The organism is Pseudomonas sp. P5_152, from assembly GCF_033989915.1.
Lineage (GTDB): Bacteria > Pseudomonadota > Gammaproteobacteria > Pseudomonadales > Pseudomonadaceae > Aquipseudomonas.
Window position 1 is genome coordinate 2055356 of the sequence record NZ_JASFAH010000002.1, and the last position, 19315, is coordinate 2074670.

Genomic DNA, 19315 nt, shown 5'->3' on the forward strand with positions numbered 1-19315 from the left:
AGGGTGGGTAATTGCTACTACACGCGCGCCTCTACAAGGGGGTCAAACGAGATGATGGCATATCGATATCAAGTAACACGTGCCCACAACATGCTGCGGGCGGTGAACCGATAATACCAAGCCCCTGTGCCGGTGATTCAAGCACAAAAGCGAAAAAAAGGTGGAGAGTCGATCTATAAGCCGGGTTCTGTCTTGAACAGTCATTCGTCTACGATGGCCATCACTGGACACCTTTAGCAACCTACCCGGTCCCAGCGCGGGCCACGCCTTGGGACCCTATTTGGTCTTGCTCCAAGTGGGGTTTACCTAGCCACGAACTGTTGCCAGTCGTGCGGTGCGCTCTTACCGCACCTTTTCACCCTTACCGGCACCGAAGCGCTTAGGCGGTTATTTTCTGTGGCACTTTCCGTAGGCTCACGCCTCCCAGGCATTACCTGGCACTTCGCCCTATGGAGCCCGGACTTTCCTCCCCCCCCTAATTTTCATAGAGGGCAGCGACTGTCCAATCGACTCTCCGCCGCGAAGGTTAACGGCACAGCGCCCGAAGAACAAGCAATAAAAGCCTTTTGCCGCTCTGCAGGCCCCGCTCTTACTCGCCCTTCTGTTTTTCCAGGGCCACTTGATAGAGCACATTCTTGCGCTCACCGGTAATTTGCGCCGCCAATGCTGCGGCACGCTTGAGCGGCATCTCCTCGAGCAACAGATTGAGGATGCGCATGGCCTCGCTGCTGACCGCCTCCTCAGTCTCTGGCGCGGTCCAGCCCGCCACCAGCACCACGCACTCGCCACGCTGCTGATTGCTGTCGCCCTCGACGAACGCACGCAGCTCGGCCAGGGGCAGACCCTTAAGGGTCTCGAAGGTCTTGGTCAGCTCGCGCGCCAACAAGGCTGGCCGCTCGGGGCCGAACACCAGCTCCATGTCCTGCAGGCATTCGAGGATCCGGTGAGGCGCCTCATAGAAGATCAGGGTCCGCGGCTCTTCCTTGATGGACTCCAGGCGCGCGCGCCGGCCAACGGCCTTGGCCGGCAGGAAACCTTCGAAGATAAACCGGTCGGACGGCAATCCCGCCGCCGACAATGCGGCGATCAGCGCGCACGCCCCGGGAACCGGGACTACATTGATACCGGCAGCGCGTGCCTGGCGCACCAAGTGATAACCCGGATCGGAAATCAGCGGCGTGCCGGCATCGGAAATCAGCGCAACATTGTCACCGGCCAGCAACCGCGTGATGAAGCGACTGCCTTCGTCGCGTTCGTTGTGTTCGTGACAAGCCGCCAGGGGCGTAGCGATGCCGAAATGTTGCAGCAACCGCAGGGAGTGGCGCGTGTCTTCGGCGGCGATCAACGCCACCTCACGCAAGATCTTCAGCGCGCGGGCACTGATGTCATCCAGGTTGCCGATGGGCGTCGCCACCACATAAAGCGAGCCAGCAGCGGAATTCAAAGCACCTGGAGCAGTCAAAGCGCACACCTCATGATCGGTAAAAGCGCCATTGTAGCGCGTAGAAGCCCGCTGGATGCGCACCACTGTCATCAGGACGCACTACCTTTTCGTGAGCACGGCAACATTTACACGACCTAAATTGCACGATTCACGCCAGTAACATCGCGCCCCGGCCAGTGCTTGGGTACAATTCCACGCTAATTTGATCGAGTATCAGGAACACTTACATGATCGCTTGCCTGCGGCTGTTCACTGCCCTCTGCCTCGCTGCCCTGTTGGCGGCTTGCGCCAGCTCGCCCTCGTCCAGCCTTGGCGACCTTCCACGGACGGCCGATGCCAGTATCGAGCAACTGCTCGAACAGGCTGCCACCAGCACCAATCCGGAAAAGGCTGCCCTGCTGCGCCTGAGCGCGGCCGACCTGGCGTATCGCCAGGGTAACGCCGGCCAGTCCGCGCAAATCCTGCAACAGGTTCCGCTGGAAACGCTCAAGCCGGGCCAACAGGTCTATGCCAGCACCCTGGCCGCCGAACTGGCGATGACCCGCAACCAGCCCAAGGCGGCACTGACCGCCCTGAGCCACCCAAGCCTGCAGCGCCTGAGCGAATTGCCGGACGAGCAACAGGTTCGCACCGGCACCGTGCGTGCCCGCGCCCTCGAAGCCGACGGCCAGACGCTGGCCGCCGCCCGCGAGCGAATTGCCATCGCGCCGATGCTCGAAGGCGAAGCCGCGAACAAGAACCACGAGGCGATCTGGGCACTGATTGCCTCGCTGCCCACCGACCAGTTGCAACCGATCACCGACGACGTGCTCGGCGGCTGGATGAGCCTGGCCGTGGCGGTAAAAACCGCCGGCACCCTGGAACTGCAACAGGCCGCCATCGACAACTGGAAAGCCCAGCACCCGAAACACCCTGCCGCCCTGCAGTTGCCACTGCCACTGACCCAACTCAAGCAACTGGCCAGCCAGCCGCTCGGCAAGATCGCCCTGCTGCTGCCCCAGGAAGGCCCGCTGGCCTCGGTGGCCAAGGCCCTGCGCGAAGGTTTCATGGCTGCTCACTACCAGGCCCAACAGGCCGGACAGAACCCACCCGCCATCGAGTTCTATGACAGCTCGCGCCTGACCTCGCTGGACGACTTCTATCGCAAGGCCCAAGCCGATGGCGTGCAACTGGTAGTCGGCCCGCTGGAAAAACCCCTGGTCAAGCAACTCAACGCGCGCCCTCAACTGCCGATCACCACCCTGGCGCTGAACTACAGCGAAGGCGAGCAAGGCCCGGCCCAACTGTTCCAGTTCGGCCTCGCGGCCGAGGACGAGGCGCGCGAAGTATCCCGTCGCGCACGTGCCGACGGCCTGCATCGCGCTGCGGTACTGGTACCTAAAGGCGAATGGGGCGACCGCGTCCTCAAGGCCTTCAGCCAGGACTGGCAAGCCAATGGCGGCAGCATCATCGGTGTCGAACGTGTAGACCAACCCGTGCAGCTGGCCCAGCAGATCGCTGACCTGTTCCAACTGCGCCAGAGCGAAGGTCGCGCCAAGAGCCTGCAAAGCACCGTCGGCTCGCAGATCGCAGCACAGCCGTCGCGCCGCCAGGACATCGAGTTCATCTTCCTCGCCTCGACCCCACAACAGGCGCAACAGATCAAACCCACGCTGAACTTCCAATACGCGGGTGACGTGCCGGTCTACGCCACGTCCCACGTGTACAGCGCCAGTGGCGACCAGAACCAGTACAACGACATGAACGGCGTGCGCTTCTGCGAAACCCCGTGGTTGCTCAACACCAGCGACCCGCTGCGCCAGCAAGTGACTGCACAATGGCCACAAGCCAATAGCAGCCTGGGTCGGCTGTACGCCATGGGCGTCGACGCCTACCGCCTGGCCCCGCGCCTGGGTCAACTCAAGGCCCTGCCGGACAGCACCATCGAAGGCCAGTCGGGCAACCTGAGCATGAGCCCGACGCAACGGGTTCAACGCCAGCTGCCTTGGGCGCAATTCGTCAACGGCCAGGTCCAACGCCTGCCGGACACCCCGCGCTGATGCCCGACAGGTCACGCCAGCAAAGCGGTCGAGATGCTGAAAGCCAGGCGCTCCAGCATCTCCAGCAACAGGGACTGCGCCTGCTGGCGCAGAACTGGTTGTGTAAACGCGGCGAGCTTGATCTGGTCATGCTTGACGGCGATACAGTAGTATTCGTCGAAGTCCGCTACAGAAAAAACACCCAATGGGGTGGCGCGCTCGGCAGTATCGATGCGCGCAAGCGTCAAAAACTGATACTCGCCGCGCAGTATTTCCTGCAGAGCGAGTCACGCTGGGCCGACTCCCCCTGCCGTTTTGATGTGGTTGCCATAGACAGCACTGCAGCGCATCTGAACTGGCTACGGAATGCCTTTGATAGCTGACCGCTGTCGGGCAGGACCGATTTTCACCCAACACTTTTGCTCTTTGCTTTGCGGGCCGCACATTGCTGTGCCACCAGGCCGCGCCACTTAAGGTCACACAGATGGACATGCAATCCCGAATTCGCCAGCTTTTTCAGGCCAGTATCGATACCAAGCAACAGGCGATGGACGTACTTGCACCGCACATCGAGCAAGCCAGCCAAGTGATGGTCAACGCCCTGCTCAACGAAGGCAAAATGCTCTCGTGTGGCAACGGCGGTTCGGCCGGTGACGCACAGCACTTTTCCTCCGAGCTGCTCAACCGCTTCGAGCGCGAACGCCCCAGCCTGCCGGCCATCGCCCTGACCACTGACAGCTCGACGATCACCTCGATCGCCAACGACTACAGCTACAACGAAATCTTCTCCAAGCAGATCCGCGCCCTGGGCCAACCCGGAGACGTCCTGCTGGCGATTTCCACCAGCGGCAACTCGGCCAACATAATTCAAGCGATCCAGGCCGCACATGATCGCGAAATGATTGTCGTAGCATTGACCGGTCGCGATGGCGGCGGCATGGCGTCGCTGCTATTGCCGGAAGACGTGGAGATTCGCGTACCGGCCAACGTCACCGCACGCATTCAGGAAGTCCACCTGCTGGCGATCCATTGCCTCTGCGACTTGATCGACAGCCAATTGTTCGGGAGTGAAGAATGACCCCTAATCGCCTAGGCCTACTGGCCCTGACGCTGTGCCTCGGCATCAGCGGATGCACCTCGGTGGTGAACGCCAGCCGTGAAAGCCCCATTCAGGATGACCGCGGCACCCGCACCTTCGGCAGCAAGATCGACGACTCGTTGATCGAAACCAAGGTTGGCGTGAACGTGGCCAAGGCCAACCCGGACCTGGACACCCAATCGCACATCGTCGTCACCAGTTTCAACGGCGTGGTGCTGCTGGCCGGGCAAACGCCCCGTGCCGACCTCAAGGCCCAGGCCGAGCAGGCCGCTGCCGCTGTGCAGCGGGTCAAGACGGTGCACAACGAACTGCAGGTCATGCAACCCTCGTCACTGTTGGCACGCAACAACGACGCCTGGCTGACCACCAAGATCAAGACCCAGATGCTCACCGACGCCAGCATTCCCGGCTCACGCATCAAGGTCGTGACTGAAAACGGCATCGTCTACCTGCTGGGCTTACTGACCAAGCAGGAAGCGGCCCAGGCCACCAACCTGGTGCAGGGCGTTTCCGGGGTGCAGAAGATCGTGAAACTGTTTGAGTACATTGACTGACACGCTCTCCTGCAGGAGCACGGCTGCGATGGCGCCTTTGAAAATGCCATCGCGAGCAAGCTCGGCTCCTACAGCAATAAAAAAGGCGATCCATTCGGATCGCCTTTTTTATTACTTCACCACCTTCAAGCTTGGCCGTCCGCTAGGGCGCGGTGGCTCGTTGTCGGGTGGCGGCAGATCATCTTCGGGCTCGAACTCGTCCTCGCCCTCTACCGGCGACTCCAAGTCAAACACCATACCCTGGCCATTCTCCCGAGCGTAAATACCCAGGATCGCAGCTATAGGCACGTACAGGGTGTGCGGCACACCACCGAAGCGACCTTCAAAGCTCACTGCATCGTTATCCATGTGCAGATGACGCACGGCAGCGGGCGAAACGTTCAGGACAATCTGTCCGTCACTGGCAAAACCTTGTGGCACCTGCACCGAAGGAAACTCGGAGTTGACCAGCATGTGCGGGGTGCAATCGTTATCGACAATCCACTCATAGAGCGCACGGACGAGATAAGGACGACTGGAGTTCATAGCGGCTCCTTAAGCCTTAGCGCATATCGCGTTCGACACCAGACAGGCTCGCCTGGAATGCCTCACGCGCAAACTGGCGCTCCATATAATCAAGCAGCGGCTTGGCCGGCCGCGGCAGTTCAATACCCAGGATCGGCAAACGCCAGAGTATCGGTAGTAGGCAGCAATCCACCAGACTTTGTTCCTCACTGAGGAAAAACGGCTTGTCGGCGAACAACGGCGAGACACCCGTGAGGCTCTCTCGCAGTTCCTTGCGCGCCTGCACGCGTGCTGGCTCCTTGGTCCGTGAGTCCAGGATCAGATCCACCAGGCCACACCAGTCACGCTGGATGCGATGGATCAGCAGGCGGCTATTGGCCCGCGCCACCGGATAAACCGGCAGCAAAGGTGGATGGGGATAACGCTCATCCAGGTATTCCATCACCACGGTCGACTCCCACAACGCCAGGTCACGATCGACCAGGGTGGGCAAGCTGCCGTAAGGGTTCACTTCGATCAGCTTTGGCGGCTGACGGCCCGCCTCCACACTGATGATCTCGGCGCTGACACCCTTCTCTGCCAGTACGATTCGCACTCGGTGGGAATAGTGGTCGGCGGGGTCGGAGTAACAGGCCAACCGGTTGGTCACGCCCATGGCGGTCCTCCTCGCTTGTTGAAATTATTGAAAGCGGAAAAACGAGCGCGCCCAGAGGGCGTCTCCCGTAACGCCTGGATGACCAGATTCGTTACGTTTACAGAGACGCCCTTGGGCGCGCGCGATTAACAGCAAATGCTTGAAGCTAGATCAATGCACATCTTTCCAGTATTCGCGCTTGAGCAAGTAAGCGAATACGAAGAAGAACGCCAGGTACAACAGTACGTAGGTACCAATGCGCTGATGCTCCAGCTTAACCGGGTTAGCCGAGTAAGCGAGGAAGGTTACCAGATTCTTGACCTTCTCATCGAACTGCTCTTCGGTCAGGGCACCGGACTTCGGCACGATGGTCAACTGATCGCACGCTTCATGAGTCAGCGGCGTACCGGTCAGCGGATCATATTGCTTCTTGCCGTCCTCGACGATCTGCACCTGTTTGCAGCCTACGACCTGGCGACCTTGCAGGCCGACCAGCACGTTGGGCATGCCGACGTTCGGGAACACCTTGTTGTTCACGCCCCAAGGACGCGACGGATCTTCGTAGAACGACTTCAGGTAGCCGTAGAGCCAGTCAGTGCCACGCACCCGAGCTACCAGGGTCAGGTCAGGCGGCGCAGCGCCGAACCAGGCCTTGGCGTCTGCCGGCTGCATGCCAATGTTCATGTGGTCGCCGATCTTGGCGCCGGTGAACACCAGGTTCTTGAGCATCAGATCGTGAGGAATCCCCAGATCGTCGGCAACGCGCTCATAGCGCTGGAACTTGGCACTGTGGCAGCCCATGCAGTAGTTGGCGAAGGTACGTGCGCCATCTTGCATTGCCGCTTTATCGGAGACGTCGATGTCGACCTTTTCCAGCTCAGGACCGCCCGCGGTGGATGCGAACGAGAACACAGGCAAAGCAGCAAGAATCAGTACAGCAAATAGCTTTTTCATCAGCCAGTCACCCTTTCCGGAACCGGTTTTGTCTTCTCGAGCCGGGTGTAGAACGGCATCAGAATGAAGTAGGCGAAGTACAGGAAGGTACATACCTGCGACAACAGCGTACGACCTGGCGTTGGCGCCAGAACACCCAACACACCCAGGATCACGAACGAAATGCAGAACACCCAGAGCCAGATCTTGCTCATCCAGCCCTTGTAGCGCATGGATTTGACCGGGCTACGGTCAAGCCATGGCAGGACGAACAGCACGGCGATCGCGGCACCCATGGCGATAACGCCCAGGAGCTTGTCGGGAACGGCACGCAAGATCGCGTAGAACGGGGTGAAGTACCAGACCGGAGCGATGTGCTCTGGGGTCTTGAAGGCGTTCGCCACTTCGAAGTTCGGCTTCTCGAGGAAGTAACCGCCCATTTCCGGGAAGAAGAACACGATCGAGCAGAAGATGAACAGGAACACCACCACGCCGACGATATCTTTCACGGTGTAGTACGGGTGGAAGGCAATGCCGTCCAGCGGTACGCCGTTTTCGTCTTTGTATTTCTTGATGTCGACGCCGTCCGGGTTGTTCGAACCGACTTCGTGCAGCGCCAGGACGTGCAGCACTACCAGGCCAAGAATAACGATCGGCAAGGCCACCACGTGCAAGGCGAAGAAGCGGTTCAGGGTGATCCCGGAAATCAGGTAGTCACCACGGATCCACTGGGTCAGGTCGTCGCCGATGACCGGAATCGCACCGAACAGCGAGATGATCACCTGGGCACCCCAGTAGGACATCTGGCCCCACGGCAGCAGGTAACCCATGAAGGCTTCCGCCATCAGGGCCAGGTAGATCAGCATGCCGAACACCCACACCAGCTCACGCGGCTTCTGGTACGAACCGTAGAGCAAGCCACGGAACATGTGCAGGTAGACCACGACGAAGAACGCCGAAGCGCCGGTGGAGTGCAGCAGACGCAGGATCGAGCCGTACTCGACGTCGCGCATGATGTATTCGACGGAGGCAAACGCCTCTTCCGCCGACGGGGTGTAGCTCATGGTCAGCCAGACACCGGTAACGATCTGGTTAACCAGAACCAGCAGTGCCAGGGAGCCAAAGAAGTAGAAGAAGTTGAAGTTCTTCGGAGCGTAATACTTGCTGAGATGGTCTTCCCACATCTTGGTCGCAGGAAAGCGCGCATCAACCCAATCCATGAACTTGCTCATCACGCGTTCTCCGTATCGACGCCGACGACAATGATGTCGTCCGACTCATAGGAATGCGGGGGAACTGGCAGGTTCAAAGGCGCAGGCTGCGATTTGAAGACACGGCCAGCCAGGTCGTAGTGGGAGCCATGGCAAGGGCAGAAGTAGCCGCCCACCCATTTTGGACCGAGGTCGGCCGGCGCCACTTCTGGACGGAAGGTCGGTGAACAGCCCAGGTGCGTGCAGATACCGATCAGCAGCAGCACTTCCGGCTTGATCGAACGCGTCTTGGGATCCACATAGGTCGGCTGTACCGAGGCCTTGGAGTCCGGATCGGAGAGATCCCCCTCGATCTTCGTCAGGTTCCCCAGAATCTCCTGGGTGCGGCGGACGATGAATACCGGCTGACCGCGCCATTCGGCAATCATTTGCTGACCTGGCTCGATTTTGCTGACATTCACTTTCACCGGTGCACCTGCGGCTTTCGCCTTGGCACTGGGAAACCACGACCCCACGAACGGGACCGCAGCCCCCACCGCTCCTGCAGCACCCACCACGGATGTGGCTGCTACCAAGAAGCGACGCCGGCCTGTATTCACGCCGTCATTGCTCATCCAGTCCTCTCCCATCAGCTTTGTGGCCTGTTAAATCAGGCATCTACTAAGTAAAAATCTGAACTTATAAAAATTTTGCAGAATGGTAATGAAAAGCCCCAATTCTGACAAGGTAATTACCACCCATGGGTACCGCCAAGCCTTGTAGTATAGGGCTTCTGCGGATGTGGCAAGTTGTCACACCAAAAATCATCGCCCACAAAAAACGCCCAGCTCCGCGAGGAGACTGGGCGCTTTGAACGCGAAAGCGAATTAACGCTTCGAGTACTGCGGACGCTTACGCGCTTTACGCAGACCAACTTTCTTACGTTCAACTTCACGCGCGTCACGGGTTACGAAGCCAGCTTTACGCAGTGCACCGCGCAGAGTTTCGTCGTAATCCATCAGAGCGCGAGTGATACCGTGGCGGATTGCGCCAGCTTGACCACTTACACCACCACCGATCACGGTGACGTAGATGTCGAACTTCTCGACAGTCTCAGTCAATTCCAGCGGCTGACGAACTACCATGCGGGCAGTTTCGCGACCGAAGAAATTTTCCAGCGAACGGTTGTTGATGGAGATGTTACCAGTGCCCGGACGCAGGAAAACGCGTGCGGTTGCGGTCTTGCGACGGCCAGTGCCGTAATTTTGAGTCGCCGACATAATGAACTATTCCGTTAAAACTTCAGTTCTTGGGGCTGCTGAGCAGTATGAGGGTGAACAGCGCCCGCATAGACTTTCAGCTTACGATACATGTCGCGACCCAGTGGGTTCTTAGGCAGCATGCCTTTAACCGCGGTCTCGATCACGCGCTCAGGGGCTTTAGCGATCAGCTTTTCGAAGTTGATCGACTTGATGCCGCCCGGGAAACCGGAGTGGGAGTAGTAGATTTTGTCGGTGGTTTTAGCACCGGTTACACGAATCTGCTCGGCATTGATAACGACGATGTAGTCGCCGGTGTCAACGTGAGGAGTGTACTCAGCTTTATGCTTGCCACGCAGACGGCTCGCGATTTCGGTGGCCAGACGACCCAGGGTCTGACCTGCAGCGTCGACGACAAACCAGTCGCGCTGTACTGTTTCCGGTTTAGCAGTAAAAGTTTTCATTCTTTATAGCCTCAGGGGCCGCCCTGTAAATTAGACGGCGGATCTTACTGAATAGTGCGTACTTTGACAAGTCAAAGGCAGCCGGGTACAGACGCTATCGGGGGCTCGGGTCGGCGCGTCCGTTCAACGGCAAGATTCTTCGGCGGCGGCGCATCACTTCCACTGCAGAAAGAGGTGCGCAATTATGCAGATTGCGAAAAATTTTTCAACCTGCTTTTATGATTGTTTTGCCAAGGGAGCACCCGATGGACTATCGCCAGCTAGGCCGCACCGACCTGAATGTCAGTGCCATCTGCCTCGGAACCATGACCTGGGGCGAGCAAAACAGCGAGGCAGAGGCCTTCGCGCAGATCGAGCGAGCCAAGAGCGCCGGGATTAACTTCATCGACACCGCCGAGATGTACCCGGTCCCACCTCAGGCGCAAACCTACGCCAGCACCGAACGCTACATCGGCAACTACTTCAAGAGCCGTGGCGACCGAGCCGACTGGATCCTGGCCAGCAAGATCGCCGGCCCCGGCAACACCATCGACTATATTCGCGACGGTCACCTCAAGCACAACCGCGAACACATCGTCCAGGCCCTGGACGCCAGCCTCAAGCGTCTGCAAACCGACTGGATCGACCTCTACCAGTTGCATTGGCCAGAGCGCAGCACCAACTTTTTTGGCCAACTGGGCTACAAGCACAAGAGCGAAGTCAACCTGACGCCGCTTGAGGTTACCCTCCAAGCCCTGGATGAACAGGTCAAGGCCGGCAAGATCCGTCACATCGGCCTATCCAACGAAACCCCATGGGGCACCATGCGTTTTCTCGCCCTGGCCGAAGCCCGTGGCTGGCCGCGTGCGGTGACCATCCAGAACCCCTACAACCTGCTCAACCGCAGCTTTGAAGTGGGCCTGGCGGAAATCGCCATCCGCGAACAATGCGGCCTGCTCGCCTACTCGCCGCTGGCGTTCGGTTTCCTGTCAGGCAAATACGAAGGTGGCGCGCGCCCGGCAAAAGGCCGCCTGAGCCTCTACAGTCGCTTCAGTCGCTATTTCAACCCGCAATCGGAAGCTGCCTGCAGTCGTTATGTCGCGCTGGCCCGTGAACACGGCCTGGACCCGGCACAAATGGCCCTGGCCTTCGTCACCCAGCAACCGTTCGTCACCAGCAACATCATCGGGGCGACCACGATCGAACAACTGGACAGCAACATTGCCAGCTTCGACCTGAAGCTGTCGGATGAAGTGCTGGCGGGGATCGAGGCGATCCACAAGGATCACCCGAACCCGGCGCCATAACCCCCACGTGTAGGAGCGAGCTTACTCGCGAAAAGCCTGAGCACACCGCTGGGTGCCAGGCTTTCAACGCTATCGTTGACGACCATCGCGAGCGAGCTGTTCCTACAATGATCTGGCAATGATCTCCTTCATGATCTCGTTGGTCCCCGCATAAATCCGCTGCACCCGCGCATCGGCCCAGGCCCGGGCGATCGGGTATTCCCACATGAAGCCGTAGCCGCCATGCAACTGCACGCATTCGTCGAGCACCTTGCATTGCAGGTCAGTGCCCCAGTACTTGGCCATCGCCGCCGTCGGCACGTCTAGCTTGCCTTGCAGGTGCAGTTCCAGGCAGCGGTCGACAAACACCCGGCCAATCTGGATCTCAGTGGCCATTTCCGCCAGCTTGAAGCGGGTGTTCTGGAAGTCCGCAATCGACTTGCCGAACGCCTTGCGCTCACGGGTGTAATCCAGGGTCCACTGCAGGGCGGCCTCCGCCGACGCCAGGCCGCCTACTGCCACCGTCAGGCGCTCCTGTGGCAACTCCTGCATCAGATAGGCGAAGCCCATCCCGGCCTGCCCCAGCAGGTTCTCCTTGGGCACCCGGACGTCCTGGAAGAACAGCTCCGAGGTGTCCTGGGCCTTCATGCCGACCTTTTCCAGGCGCTTGCCCTTGGCAAAGCCCGGGGTGTCGGCTTCCACCAGGAACAGGCTGGTGCCCTTGGCCCCGGCCTTGGGATCGGTCTTGGCGACGACAATCACCAGGTCCGCCAGGTAGCCGTTGGTGATAAAGGTCTTCGAGCCGTTGATCACATATTCGTCGCCATCCAGCACTGCAGTGGTCTTCACCCCTTGCAGGTCGGACCCCGCGCCCGGCTCGGTCATGGCAATGGCCGTGACCATCTCGCCCGAAACCAGCTTGGGCAGGTATTTGTGTTTCAAGGCCTCACTGCCGTAATGCAGGATGTACGGCGCAACGATGTCCGAATGCAGGGAGAAGCCGATGCCGGTCAAGCCCAGCCGCCCGACTTCCTCGATCACCACCGTACTGTAGAGAAAGTCCGCCCCCAGGCCGCCGTATTCCTCCGGCAGGTGGGAGCAGAGCATCCCCGCCTCCCCCGCCTTGTTCCACAACTTGCGGTCGATGTAGCCCTGTTTTTCCCATTGAGCATGAAACGGCACGGCTTCTTTTTCGAGGAAGGTGCGCACGCTATCGCGAAACAATTCGTGCTCGGAGCTGAACAAGGTTCTAGGGATCATCGGGGCACCTGTCGTTATTGTTGAACGAAAATGTATGCCAGAGACTAATCCCACCACCTGCAACGGGACACTGGACACATCCGCCAAAAAATAAGACGATCCAGCCGCTTGGTGACCACTTTCCCCTATAAGAATAAATTGAATTATGTCTATCCAATCTTCTGCGCCGTTGCGGCGCGTCAGCATCCTGGCGATCGACCGGGTGTTTGCCTACACCCTCATGCAGGCCAAGGATTTTTTCCACCTGGCCAGCCTGCGGTACGGCAAGCAACAGGGCCAGGGCCTGACCCCCGGCTTTGAAACCCGTGTAGTCAGCCCCGACGGCAAACCCGTCAACAGCTTCAGCGATGTGCTGATGCCGGTGGACGGCGGCCTGGAAAATGCCGATATCATCATCCTCCCGGCGTTCTGGGACGACTTCGACACGCTGTGCCAGCGTTATCCACAGGTGTTGCCGTGGCTGCGTGAGCAGCATGCACGGGGCGCAGTGCTCTGCGGCGAAGCCACCGGGGTGTTCTGGCTGGCCGAGGCCGGCTTGCTCGATGGCAAGGAAGCGACCACCTACTGGCGCTTTTTCAACACTTTCGAAGAGCGTTTCCCCAAGGTCCAGCTCAACAAGGACAAGCACCTCACGGATGCCGACAACCTGTTTTGTGCCGGCGGCACCACCTCGGCCTGCGACCTCTACATTTACCTGATCGAGCGCTTCTGCGGGGCCAATGTGGCCCAGGCCGTGGCCCGCGACATCCTGTATGAAGTGCAACGCAGCTATTCCCCCGGCCGCATCGGCTTCGGCGGACAGAAGCTGCACCAGGACGTAATCATCCTGCAGATCCAGCACTGGCTCGAAGAGCATTTTGCCGACAAGTTCCGCTTCGAAGACGTCGCCCGCGAGCACGGCATGAGCATCCGCAACTTCATGCGTCGCTTCCAGACCGCCACCGGCGACAAGCCGCTGCACTACCTGCAACGCCTGCGCATCGAAACCGCCAAGGGCTTGCTGTCCGGCAGCCGCAAGAGCATCAAGACCATCAGCTACGAAGTCGGCTACGACGATGCGAGCTTCTTCGCCCGACTGTTCCGCCAGCACACCGAACTGTCGCCGAACCAGTATCGGCAGCAGTTTCAGCAGGCGGCGTAGCCGAACACCAACCGAATGTGGAAGCGAGCCTGCTCGCTTCCACACAGAATCTTGCGCCGGCCACGCAGTTCTTTCGCTGTGCATTTTCCTACGCAAAAAGCGGAATACATAGTGCCGGAGAACCCAACCCTACCCACAGACGCAGCCCCTTAAAAACTTCAACATCTTCCCTGCAAACCATCAGGGAAGATCAAACATGACTATCGGATCAAGCTACAACTACCCTTCATACATCGCCAAGGAGACCGACCGAACAAAGCGCTCGGCTAAAAATAAATGGGCGGCTCGCTTTCCCAATCCGCCGGATTTGTGCTTTGACTATCGTGCACTGGTAGAGCAGGAAAACGGCATCGCCAGGGCAACTGACCCGCAACATAAAATCTGCATCATCGGCGCCGGCGTCACAGGCCTGACCGCCGCCAGAGAGCTCTATCGCTGCGGCTTTACCCATATCACTCTCATCGAACAATCCAGGCGCATCGGCGGCAGGCATCTGACCGTTCCCGGCAGCCGAAACTCGACAGCAAGCCATACACCGTTTGAAATGGGCGCCATGCGCATGCCCTTCTTCAACCGGGCGGATGAGCCACCGACAGAAGGTCGGTCGCTGATGGCTTACTACGCCAATCAATTTGAATTGGCGTTTTCAGACTTCGCCAACCCCGGTAGCCAATGGGTTAACTCGACAGGCATCTATCTCCGGGAGGGCAGCATGGGCGGCGGATCGGCGCCGCAAATGTTGATATGGAAAAACGAAGACGGCGTCACACCGCCTCCCGGCGATGAATTGCAAAAGGTTTATTCCAAATGGAAAGCCTTTGCCGATCGCATGACCCGCCACGTTGCTGAGCTCTACGCGAGCCAGGAATGGGAAGCCATATGGGCTTCTATCGTTGAAAAATACGAGAGTGTCTCGTTCCGCGACCTGGTCAGCATGCCAACACTGGAAGCTTGGGATGCCCGCTCACCCGGGGATTTCGGCGGAATGGGAATGTCTGCGCAAGAGTCCGCAATTTTTTACGCAATAGGTATAGGTGACGGTAGCTGGGGAGCTTTTTATGACGTCTGCTGCCTCTACCCTCTGCGTACCGCGATTTTCGGTTTCAGCAGCCAATTGCAACTGATCCATGGTCGTGTGGACTCAAACGGCGATCCACTGGATTCGCCCTACCTGAATAGCGAAGCCGTTTTTGACTCAATGGGGCAGAGTTTTGACAAGCCCCGCTACATCGGTCTCGCCGCTTTGGACGAATGCCTGCTGTTTGTGAAAACCGATGAAACCGGAAAGTCCATCTACGAACATTGCCTCGAAAGAAGCAATGGGCTTCTCACCGACTCATCCGTTACAAAACTGGAAAAGCTGACCAATCAAAAAATACGCGTTCATTACAACTGGAAACACAGTCAACCCGAGCAAATCCAGGAGCAATTTGATGACTTTGACTCGGTCATCATGACACTACCCTCCTGGCTGATTGAAACTCGAATCAAGCTCGAAAATTTCACCCGGGAGATGCTGCCTTTCGAGACGATTAACGCCTACAAAACCGCACACTGGGAAACTAGCTGCAAAGTGTTTGCACCGCTGAAAAAATCATTTCTCTCGAAAAACAAAAACATCCCGCAAGCCATCGTAACCGACAGTTTCATCCACGATGTCTATACCTACCGCTACAACGATAATTACAGCTATGACTGCATCCTGCTGAGTTATACCTGGGAAGATGACGCAACCAAACTCGCCTCATTCAGCGATAAGGAGCTGGTGTCAAGATGCGCCGAAGAGCTGGATCGCATACTCATGAACTCTGCCAACGTCCAGGAAAAAATCTCTCCCTACATCGGCATTGAGCAAGCCGTGGTTCAGCGCTGGATCACTGATAAAAATGCTCTGGGCTGTGCCAAGCTTTACCGACCGGGCACCTACTACGATGCCGTCAGCCTGATGAAGTACAACCGGGACTTTGCTCATGTTTCAGGCTTGTATTTGTCCGGCGAGTCATTTTCCGTCGATGCCGGTTGGACGGAGCCATGTTTTCGCGGTGCTGTCGATGCAGTGATTCATATCTGCAACAAAACCGCCGCGACGTTCAATGGCGGATTTTCCTTGAGCGACTACCCGCACTACCAAATCAAAATCTGATCCCCCCCGTTTCAGAGCCATGCACGCAATACATGGCTCTACCTCTCGCGCCGACTACCCAGGGCCATCAAACATCACTCTGATCCATTTTCGGACAAGGACTACGACCTAAACGGAAGTAGCTGACTTACACCCCATTCCTGATTCCTCTCTCATACACACGCCATTTAACAGCTTGAAAAACAATAAAAAGAGGAACGACGGAAATGAATGAGCCAACAAGCCCTGTTCGTGTAGCAGTCGTGCAATTCGATCCACAAGTCGGCATCGAAAAATGTGTAGGTAATCTGCGTCTCAGCCTGGAATTGGCGCTTGAAGCGGTAAACGGCGGTGCGAATCTCATCGTTCTGCCCGAACTTTCCAATACCGGCTATTTCTTCAGCAATCGACAGGATGCCTTCGCCCATGCCGAAGCGGTTCCTGACGGGCCAAGCGTGCAGAGCTGGATCGACTTCGCCCGCGAGCACAACGTTTACCTCGTGGCCGGTCTCGCCGAACGCGACGGCATGCGACTCTTCAACACCGGCGTTCTGGTGGGACCAGATGGTTTTATCGGCAAATACCGCAAAGCCCATTTGTGGAATCTGGAGAAGCTCTGGTTCACCCCCGGCGACCTGGGTTTCCCGGTTTTCGACACACCGATCGGCCGCATCGGGCTATTGATCTGCTGGGACATCTGGTTCCCGGAGGTGCCACGGATCCTCGCCCAGCAAGGCGCAGACATCATTTGCAGCCTGAACAACTGGGTCTGGACACCGCCGCCGCTGTTCGACGATGCCGGTAAGTGCATGGCGTCTTATCTGACGATGACCGCCGCTCACGTCAACAACGTGTTTATCGCTGCCGCCAGCCGGATCGGCGAGGAGCGCGGCGCACGCTATCTGGGTTGCTCGCTGATTGCCGGAACCAACGGCTGGCCGATTGGCGCCGTGGCTTCGGCAGACAGGCAGGAAATCCTGTTTGCCGATGTCGACCTGACCAGCTCCCGCAGTGCGCCCATCTGGAACAACCTGAACGATCTGCATCGCGATCGTCGAGCCGATCTTTACGATCAGATGCTCGGCTACACCCAACACCCTTGCCTCCCACGTTGATCAGGAGGCCTATCGCATGGAAGTTACAACCGATAAAAACCAACCATCGCGCAAATCACCGATTGATACAGCCGTCGCCCTGCTAATGATCGGCGCGACACTGCTGATCGTCTGGCTTTCTTTCAGCAACCGGACTTTCTGGGGAGCGCATTGGCCCGGGTACGGCGACATGGTATCGCTGCTACCCGAACCGAGTGCCTGGTTGCGTTGGGTGTTAGGTGACATCAGCGAGGTGGCTTTCTACAAGCACGAGTTCGCCTCGATCGGCCTGCTGGCGGGCGCTTATCTGGCTTACTGGGCGAATCGAACGGGGAAATCCTGGCAAGGGTTTGCCATCTCCTATGGAACGGGACTTTGGCCCTGGCTGGTCACCAGTTCGTTGCTCGGGCTGCTGCTGAGCAATCTGCTGTGGGGCTGGACGGTGACAGCCACAACCTGGCAACCCACATTCGTAGCATTCGTCTCGCTGCCAGCGGCGATGGTGCTGATGTTTGGCGGGGGCTGGAAGGTCACGATCAACGGCGCACTCATGGGCGCCGTACTCGTCACACCGATGTGCCTGCTGATCGTCAACTACGTGTGCCAACCCCTGGCCTTGCCTGCAGTGATTGGCAATGTGCTGGGCATGGCGGTTGCCAGCGTCCTGGCGTTTCTGCTCTGCCGCTATTGGCCGAACCTGGTGAAATCCAGGTCGTCGCAAACGCCACCCGCCTCCATAGCCCCCGCCAACGCGCCCGACTATGGCGTTATCTGGAGCCTGCGCCGGATTCTGGCGGACTTTTCCGAAGCACCGTTCTTCGGCAATGAGCTGGCCAGCCTTGGCCTGATACTGGGTGCACTGCTGGCGTACAGCTTGAACCCTTCAAGCCCCGCGTACGGATCAGGCCTGTTGCTGCACATCATTGGCGCGCAGGCATTAGCCTCGGCCATCGGCGTGCTGATCTGGCGTCGACAATGGATGTTGCGCGGCTGGTATCCCACTTACATCCCGCTGGTTTCAGTGGTGCCCGCGGCGATCCTGGCCTATGGCGGCAACTGGCAGATAATCGTCTCAAGTGCACTGCTGGGGGCATTGCTCGCACCACCGCTGGCCTGTGTGATTGCCAGGAGATTACCGGCCGACATGCATGCCTACATCGCCAATGTACTGTCGATGGCCATCAGTACACTGCTGATCGTGCCGCTGATCGGTTTTCTGATCGCTGATTAATGCCCCAGCCATTCGGCTGTATCGCGGCCTCAATAGCGGATACAGCCACTTTTCATTACAAACAAGCGAGGTATCCCATGGACCTGCCCAAACTGTCCATCGCGGCACTTGGCGGCACGGTAAGCATGCAAGCGAGCAATGCCGGTGAAGGCGTCATCCCGACCGTCAGCGGCGAAGCCCTGCTGACTTCCATACCGGAACTGACGACACTGGCCGGAGTCACCGTCGAGACCCTCGGCCTGCTGCCCAGTGCGTCCCTGGATTTCGAGTTTTTGTTGAACGTATTGTCCTGGGCTGAGTTTCAGGTCAAACAGGGCGCCGTTGGGGTCGTGATAACCCAGGGCACCGACACCCTCGAAGAAGCCGCGGTGTTTTTGGATTACCTGTGGCCCTACGACACCCCCTTGGTGCTGACCGGTGCCATGCGTTCCGCAGCTCAGCCAGGTGCCGATGGACCGGCCAATCTACTGGATGCATGTCGCGTTGCCTTGGCGCAGAACAGCCGGCAGCGCGGTGTCCAGGTCGTAATGAACGGACAGATTCATCAAGCGTGCAGCGTACGCAAAACCGATTCGCTGGCATTGCAGGCGTTTTCCTCTCCAGTCGTGGGGCCCGCGGGCCTACTGTTGGAAGACCGTGTTCGCTACCTGCGCCCGCCGGGGCCGCGCACGGTGTTACCGATGCCGCAACGGACCACACAGAAGGTTGCACTACTTGAGGCCTCACTTTCGGCCGACACCCTGCTACTGGAAAATATTCTCGCACTCGATTACGACGGGCTGGTGATCGGCGGTTTCGGCGCTGGCCACATCTCGCAGCGCTGGGCGACAACGATTGAGCATATTGCCAAACGAATCCCGGTGATCATTGCGACCCGAACCGGCTCCGGCTCCACCGCACGTGCCTCTTACGGTTTTGGCGGTGGTGAAATGGACTTGATCCGCAAGGGGGCATCGATGGCGGGTTTTCTATGTCCGCGAAAAGCCAGAATTCTGCTTTGGTTGCTGCTTGGTTGCCAACGGCAGCACGAGCTTGCGCAGTATCTCAACGAAGATATTTGACTTCAAAACAATGTACAAACCTGTGGGCGGAGGATTTGCGCT

Annotated in this window: 19 protein-coding genes and 1 other RNA gene; 10 read left to right on the top strand and 10 right to left on the bottom strand. The window is 58.5% G+C overall.

Features of this window, described 5'->3' with window-relative positions; genetic code table 11:
• Positions 1-160: 160 nt before the first annotated feature.
• Together rnpB and rsmI are read right to left on the bottom strand one after the other, a co-directional pair.
• Positions 161-514: RNase P RNA component class A (rnpB, locus tag QMK50_RS09255), an RNA gene on the bottom strand.
• Between the two features lie 75 nt (positions 515-589).
• A complete protein-coding gene (gene rsmI / locus QMK50_RS09260) occupies positions 590-1462 on the bottom strand; it encodes a 16S rRNA (cytidine(1402)-2'-O)-methyltransferase (RefSeq protein WP_095169036.1) in 873 nt (290 codons plus the stop codon).
• Between the two features lie 209 nt (positions 1463-1671).
• On the opposite strand from rsmI, the gene QMK50_RS09265 reads away from it, so the two are divergent.
• From QMK50_RS09265 to QMK50_RS09280, 4 genes are all read left to right on the top strand, one after another.
• A complete protein-coding gene (locus QMK50_RS09265; RefSeq protein ID WP_159997897.1) occupies positions 1672-3483 on the top strand; it encodes a penicillin-binding protein activator in 1812 nt (603 codons plus the stop codon).
• Positions 3483-3845, top strand: coding sequence for a YraN family protein (locus tag QMK50_RS09270; RefSeq protein WP_320332994.1), 363 nt, complete (start codon positions 3483-3485; stop codon positions 3843-3845). The genes QMK50_RS09265 and QMK50_RS09270 overlap by 1 nt, the downstream gene beginning before the upstream one ends.
• Before the next feature lie 101 nt (positions 3846-3946).
• Positions 3947-4540, top strand: a complete 594-nt coding sequence (locus tag QMK50_RS09275; RefSeq protein ID WP_007904374.1) for a phosphoheptose isomerase — start codon at positions 3947-3949, stop codon at positions 4538-4540.
• Complete coding sequence (locus QMK50_RS09280; RefSeq protein ID WP_095168947.1) at positions 4537-5115, top strand: BON domain-containing protein; 579 nt, start codon at positions 4537-4539, stop codon at positions 5113-5115. Before QMK50_RS09275 ends, QMK50_RS09280 begins: the two co-directional genes overlap by 4 nt.
• A 111-nt stretch (positions 5116-5226) precedes the next feature.
• Here the strand turns inward: QMK50_RS09280 and QMK50_RS09285 are convergent, their stop codons facing one another.
• The 7 genes from QMK50_RS09285 to rplM form a co-directional block, all read right to left on the bottom strand.
• Positions 5227-5640: a ClpXP protease specificity-enhancing factor gene (locus QMK50_RS09285; protein ID WP_095168948.1), complete on the bottom strand. Its 414-nt coding sequence runs from the start codon at positions 5638-5640 to the stop codon at positions 5227-5229.
• 16 nt (positions 5641-5656) lie between these two features.
• On the bottom strand, positions 5657-6274 hold the full coding sequence (locus QMK50_RS09290) for a glutathione S-transferase N-terminal domain-containing protein (RefSeq protein WP_095168949.1): 618 nt from the start codon (positions 6272-6274) through the stop codon (positions 5657-5659).
• A 150-nt stretch (positions 6275-6424) separates the two neighbouring features.
• Complete coding sequence (locus QMK50_RS09295; protein ID WP_095168950.1) at positions 6425-7207, bottom strand: cytochrome c1; 783 nt, start codon at positions 7205-7207, stop codon at positions 6425-6427.
• Complete coding sequence (locus QMK50_RS09300) at positions 7207-8418, bottom strand: cytochrome b (RefSeq protein WP_095168951.1); 1212 nt, start codon at positions 8416-8418, stop codon at positions 7207-7209. The genes QMK50_RS09295 and QMK50_RS09300 overlap by 1 nt, the downstream gene beginning before the upstream one ends.
• Positions 8418-9011, bottom strand: a complete 594-nt coding sequence (petA, locus tag QMK50_RS09305; RefSeq protein ID WP_095168952.1) for a ubiquinol-cytochrome c reductase iron-sulfur subunit — start codon at positions 9009-9011, stop codon at positions 8418-8420. Before petA ends, QMK50_RS09300 begins: the two co-directional genes overlap by 1 nt.
• Before the next feature lie 252 nt (positions 9012-9263).
• Positions 9264-9656 (bottom strand): 30S ribosomal protein S9, encoded by a 393-nt coding sequence (gene rpsI, locus QMK50_RS09310; RefSeq protein ID WP_008080273.1) that lies wholly within the window; start codon positions 9654-9656, stop codon positions 9264-9266.
• Positions 9657-9670: 14 nt separating this feature from the next.
• Positions 9671-10099, bottom strand: a complete 429-nt coding sequence (gene rplM / locus QMK50_RS09315) for a 50S ribosomal protein L13 (protein WP_007905295.1) — start codon at positions 10097-10099, stop codon at positions 9671-9673.
• A 245-nt stretch (positions 10100-10344) separates the two neighbouring features.
• On the opposite strand from rplM, the gene QMK50_RS09320 reads away from it, so the two are divergent.
• On the top strand, positions 10345-11385 hold the full coding sequence (locus QMK50_RS09320; protein WP_320332995.1) for an NADP(H)-dependent aldo-keto reductase: 1041 nt from the start codon (positions 10345-10347) through the stop codon (positions 11383-11385).
• Between the two features lie 102 nt (positions 11386-11487).
• On the opposite strand, the gene QMK50_RS09325 is transcribed toward QMK50_RS09320, so the two are convergent.
• The gene (locus tag QMK50_RS09325) at positions 11488-12624 is read right to left on the bottom strand and encodes an acyl-CoA dehydrogenase family protein (RefSeq protein WP_095168954.1); all 1137 of its coding nucleotides are present in this window, start codon (positions 12622-12624) and stop codon (positions 11488-11490) included.
• Positions 12625-12868: 244 nt separating this feature from the next.
• Here QMK50_RS09325 and QMK50_RS09330 point away from each other — a divergent pair, with 244 nt between their 5' ends.
• The 5 genes from QMK50_RS09330 to QMK50_RS09350 all read left to right on the top strand — a co-directional run bounded on the left by QMK50_RS09330 (position 12869) and on the right by QMK50_RS09350 (position 19273).
• The gene (locus QMK50_RS09330; protein ID WP_174244637.1) at positions 12869-13765 is read left to right on the top strand and encodes a GlxA family transcriptional regulator; all 897 of its coding nucleotides are present in this window, start codon (positions 12869-12871) and stop codon (positions 13763-13765) included.
• Between the two features lie 196 nt (positions 13766-13961).
• Complete coding sequence (locus QMK50_RS09335; RefSeq protein WP_320332996.1) at positions 13962-15908, top strand: flavin monoamine oxidase family protein; 1947 nt, start codon at positions 13962-13964, stop codon at positions 15906-15908.
• Positions 15909-16114: 206 nt separating this feature from the next.
• Entirely contained in the window at positions 16115-17002 is an 888-nt protein-coding gene (locus QMK50_RS09340) for a nitrilase family protein (protein ID WP_320332997.1), read from the top strand.
• 16 nt (positions 17003-17018) lie between these two features.
• Complete coding sequence (locus QMK50_RS09345; RefSeq protein ID WP_159997905.1) at positions 17019-18212, top strand: hypothetical protein; 1194 nt, start codon at positions 17019-17021, stop codon at positions 18210-18212.
• A 77-nt stretch (positions 18213-18289) separates the two neighbouring features.
• Positions 18290-19273 (top strand): asparaginase, encoded by a 984-nt coding sequence (locus tag QMK50_RS09350; protein WP_159997907.1) that lies wholly within the window; start codon positions 18290-18292, stop codon positions 19271-19273.
• The last annotated feature ends 42 nt before the right edge of the window (positions 19274-19315 follow it).

Coding starts and splice junctions, on each gene's coding strand:
- QMK50_RS09285 (WP_095168948.1), bottom strand. CDS start 5,640: ATGAACTCCAGTCGTCCTTATCTCGTCCGTGCGCTCTATGAGTGGATT.
- rpsI (WP_008080273.1), bottom strand. CDS start 9,656: ATGTCGGCGACTCAAAATTACGGCACTGGCCGTCGCAAGACCGCAACC.
- QMK50_RS09340 (WP_320332997.1), top strand. CDS start 16,115: ATGAATGAGCCAACAAGCCCTGTTCGTGTAGCAGTCGTGCAATTCGAT.
- QMK50_RS09295 (WP_095168950.1), bottom strand. CDS start 7,207: ATGAAAAAGCTATTTGCTGTACTGATTCTTGCTGCTTTGCCTGTGTTC.
- QMK50_RS09335 (WP_320332996.1), top strand. CDS start 13,962: ATGACTATCGGATCAAGCTACAACTACCCTTCATACATCGCCAAGGAG.
- rplM (WP_007905295.1), bottom strand. CDS start 10,099: ATGAAAACTTTTACTGCTAAACCGGAAACAGTACAGCGCGACTGGTTT.
- QMK50_RS09265 (WP_159997897.1), top strand. CDS start 1,672: ATGATCGCTTGCCTGCGGCTGTTCACTGCCCTCTGCCTCGCTGCCCTG.
- petA (WP_095168952.1), bottom strand. CDS start 9,011: ATGAGCAATGACGGCGTGAATACAGGCCGGCGTCGCTTCTTGGTAGCA.
- QMK50_RS09320 (WP_320332995.1), top strand. CDS start 10,345: ATGGACTATCGCCAGCTAGGCCGCACCGACCTGAATGTCAGTGCCATC.
- QMK50_RS09325 (WP_095168954.1), bottom strand. CDS start 12,624: ATGATCCCTAGAACCTTGTTCAGCTCCGAGCACGAATTGTTTCGCGAT.
- QMK50_RS09290 (WP_095168949.1), bottom strand. CDS start 6,274: ATGGGCGTGACCAACCGGTTGGCCTGTTACTCCGACCCCGCCGACCAC.
- QMK50_RS09280 (WP_095168947.1), top strand. CDS start 4,537: ATGACCCCTAATCGCCTAGGCCTACTGGCCCTGACGCTGTGCCTCGGC.
- QMK50_RS09275 (WP_007904374.1), top strand. CDS start 3,947: ATGGACATGCAATCCCGAATTCGCCAGCTTTTTCAGGCCAGTATCGAT.
- QMK50_RS09300 (WP_095168951.1), bottom strand. CDS start 8,418: ATGAGCAAGTTCATGGATTGGGTTGATGCGCGCTTTCCTGCGACCAAG.
- QMK50_RS09350 (WP_159997907.1), top strand. CDS start 18,290: ATGGACCTGCCCAAACTGTCCATCGCGGCACTTGGCGGCACGGTAAGC.
- QMK50_RS09270 (WP_320332994.1), top strand. CDS start 3,483: ATGCCCGACAGGTCACGCCAGCAAAGCGGTCGAGATGCTGAAAGCCAG.
- QMK50_RS09345 (WP_159997905.1), top strand. CDS start 17,019: ATGGAAGTTACAACCGATAAAAACCAACCATCGCGCAAATCACCGATT.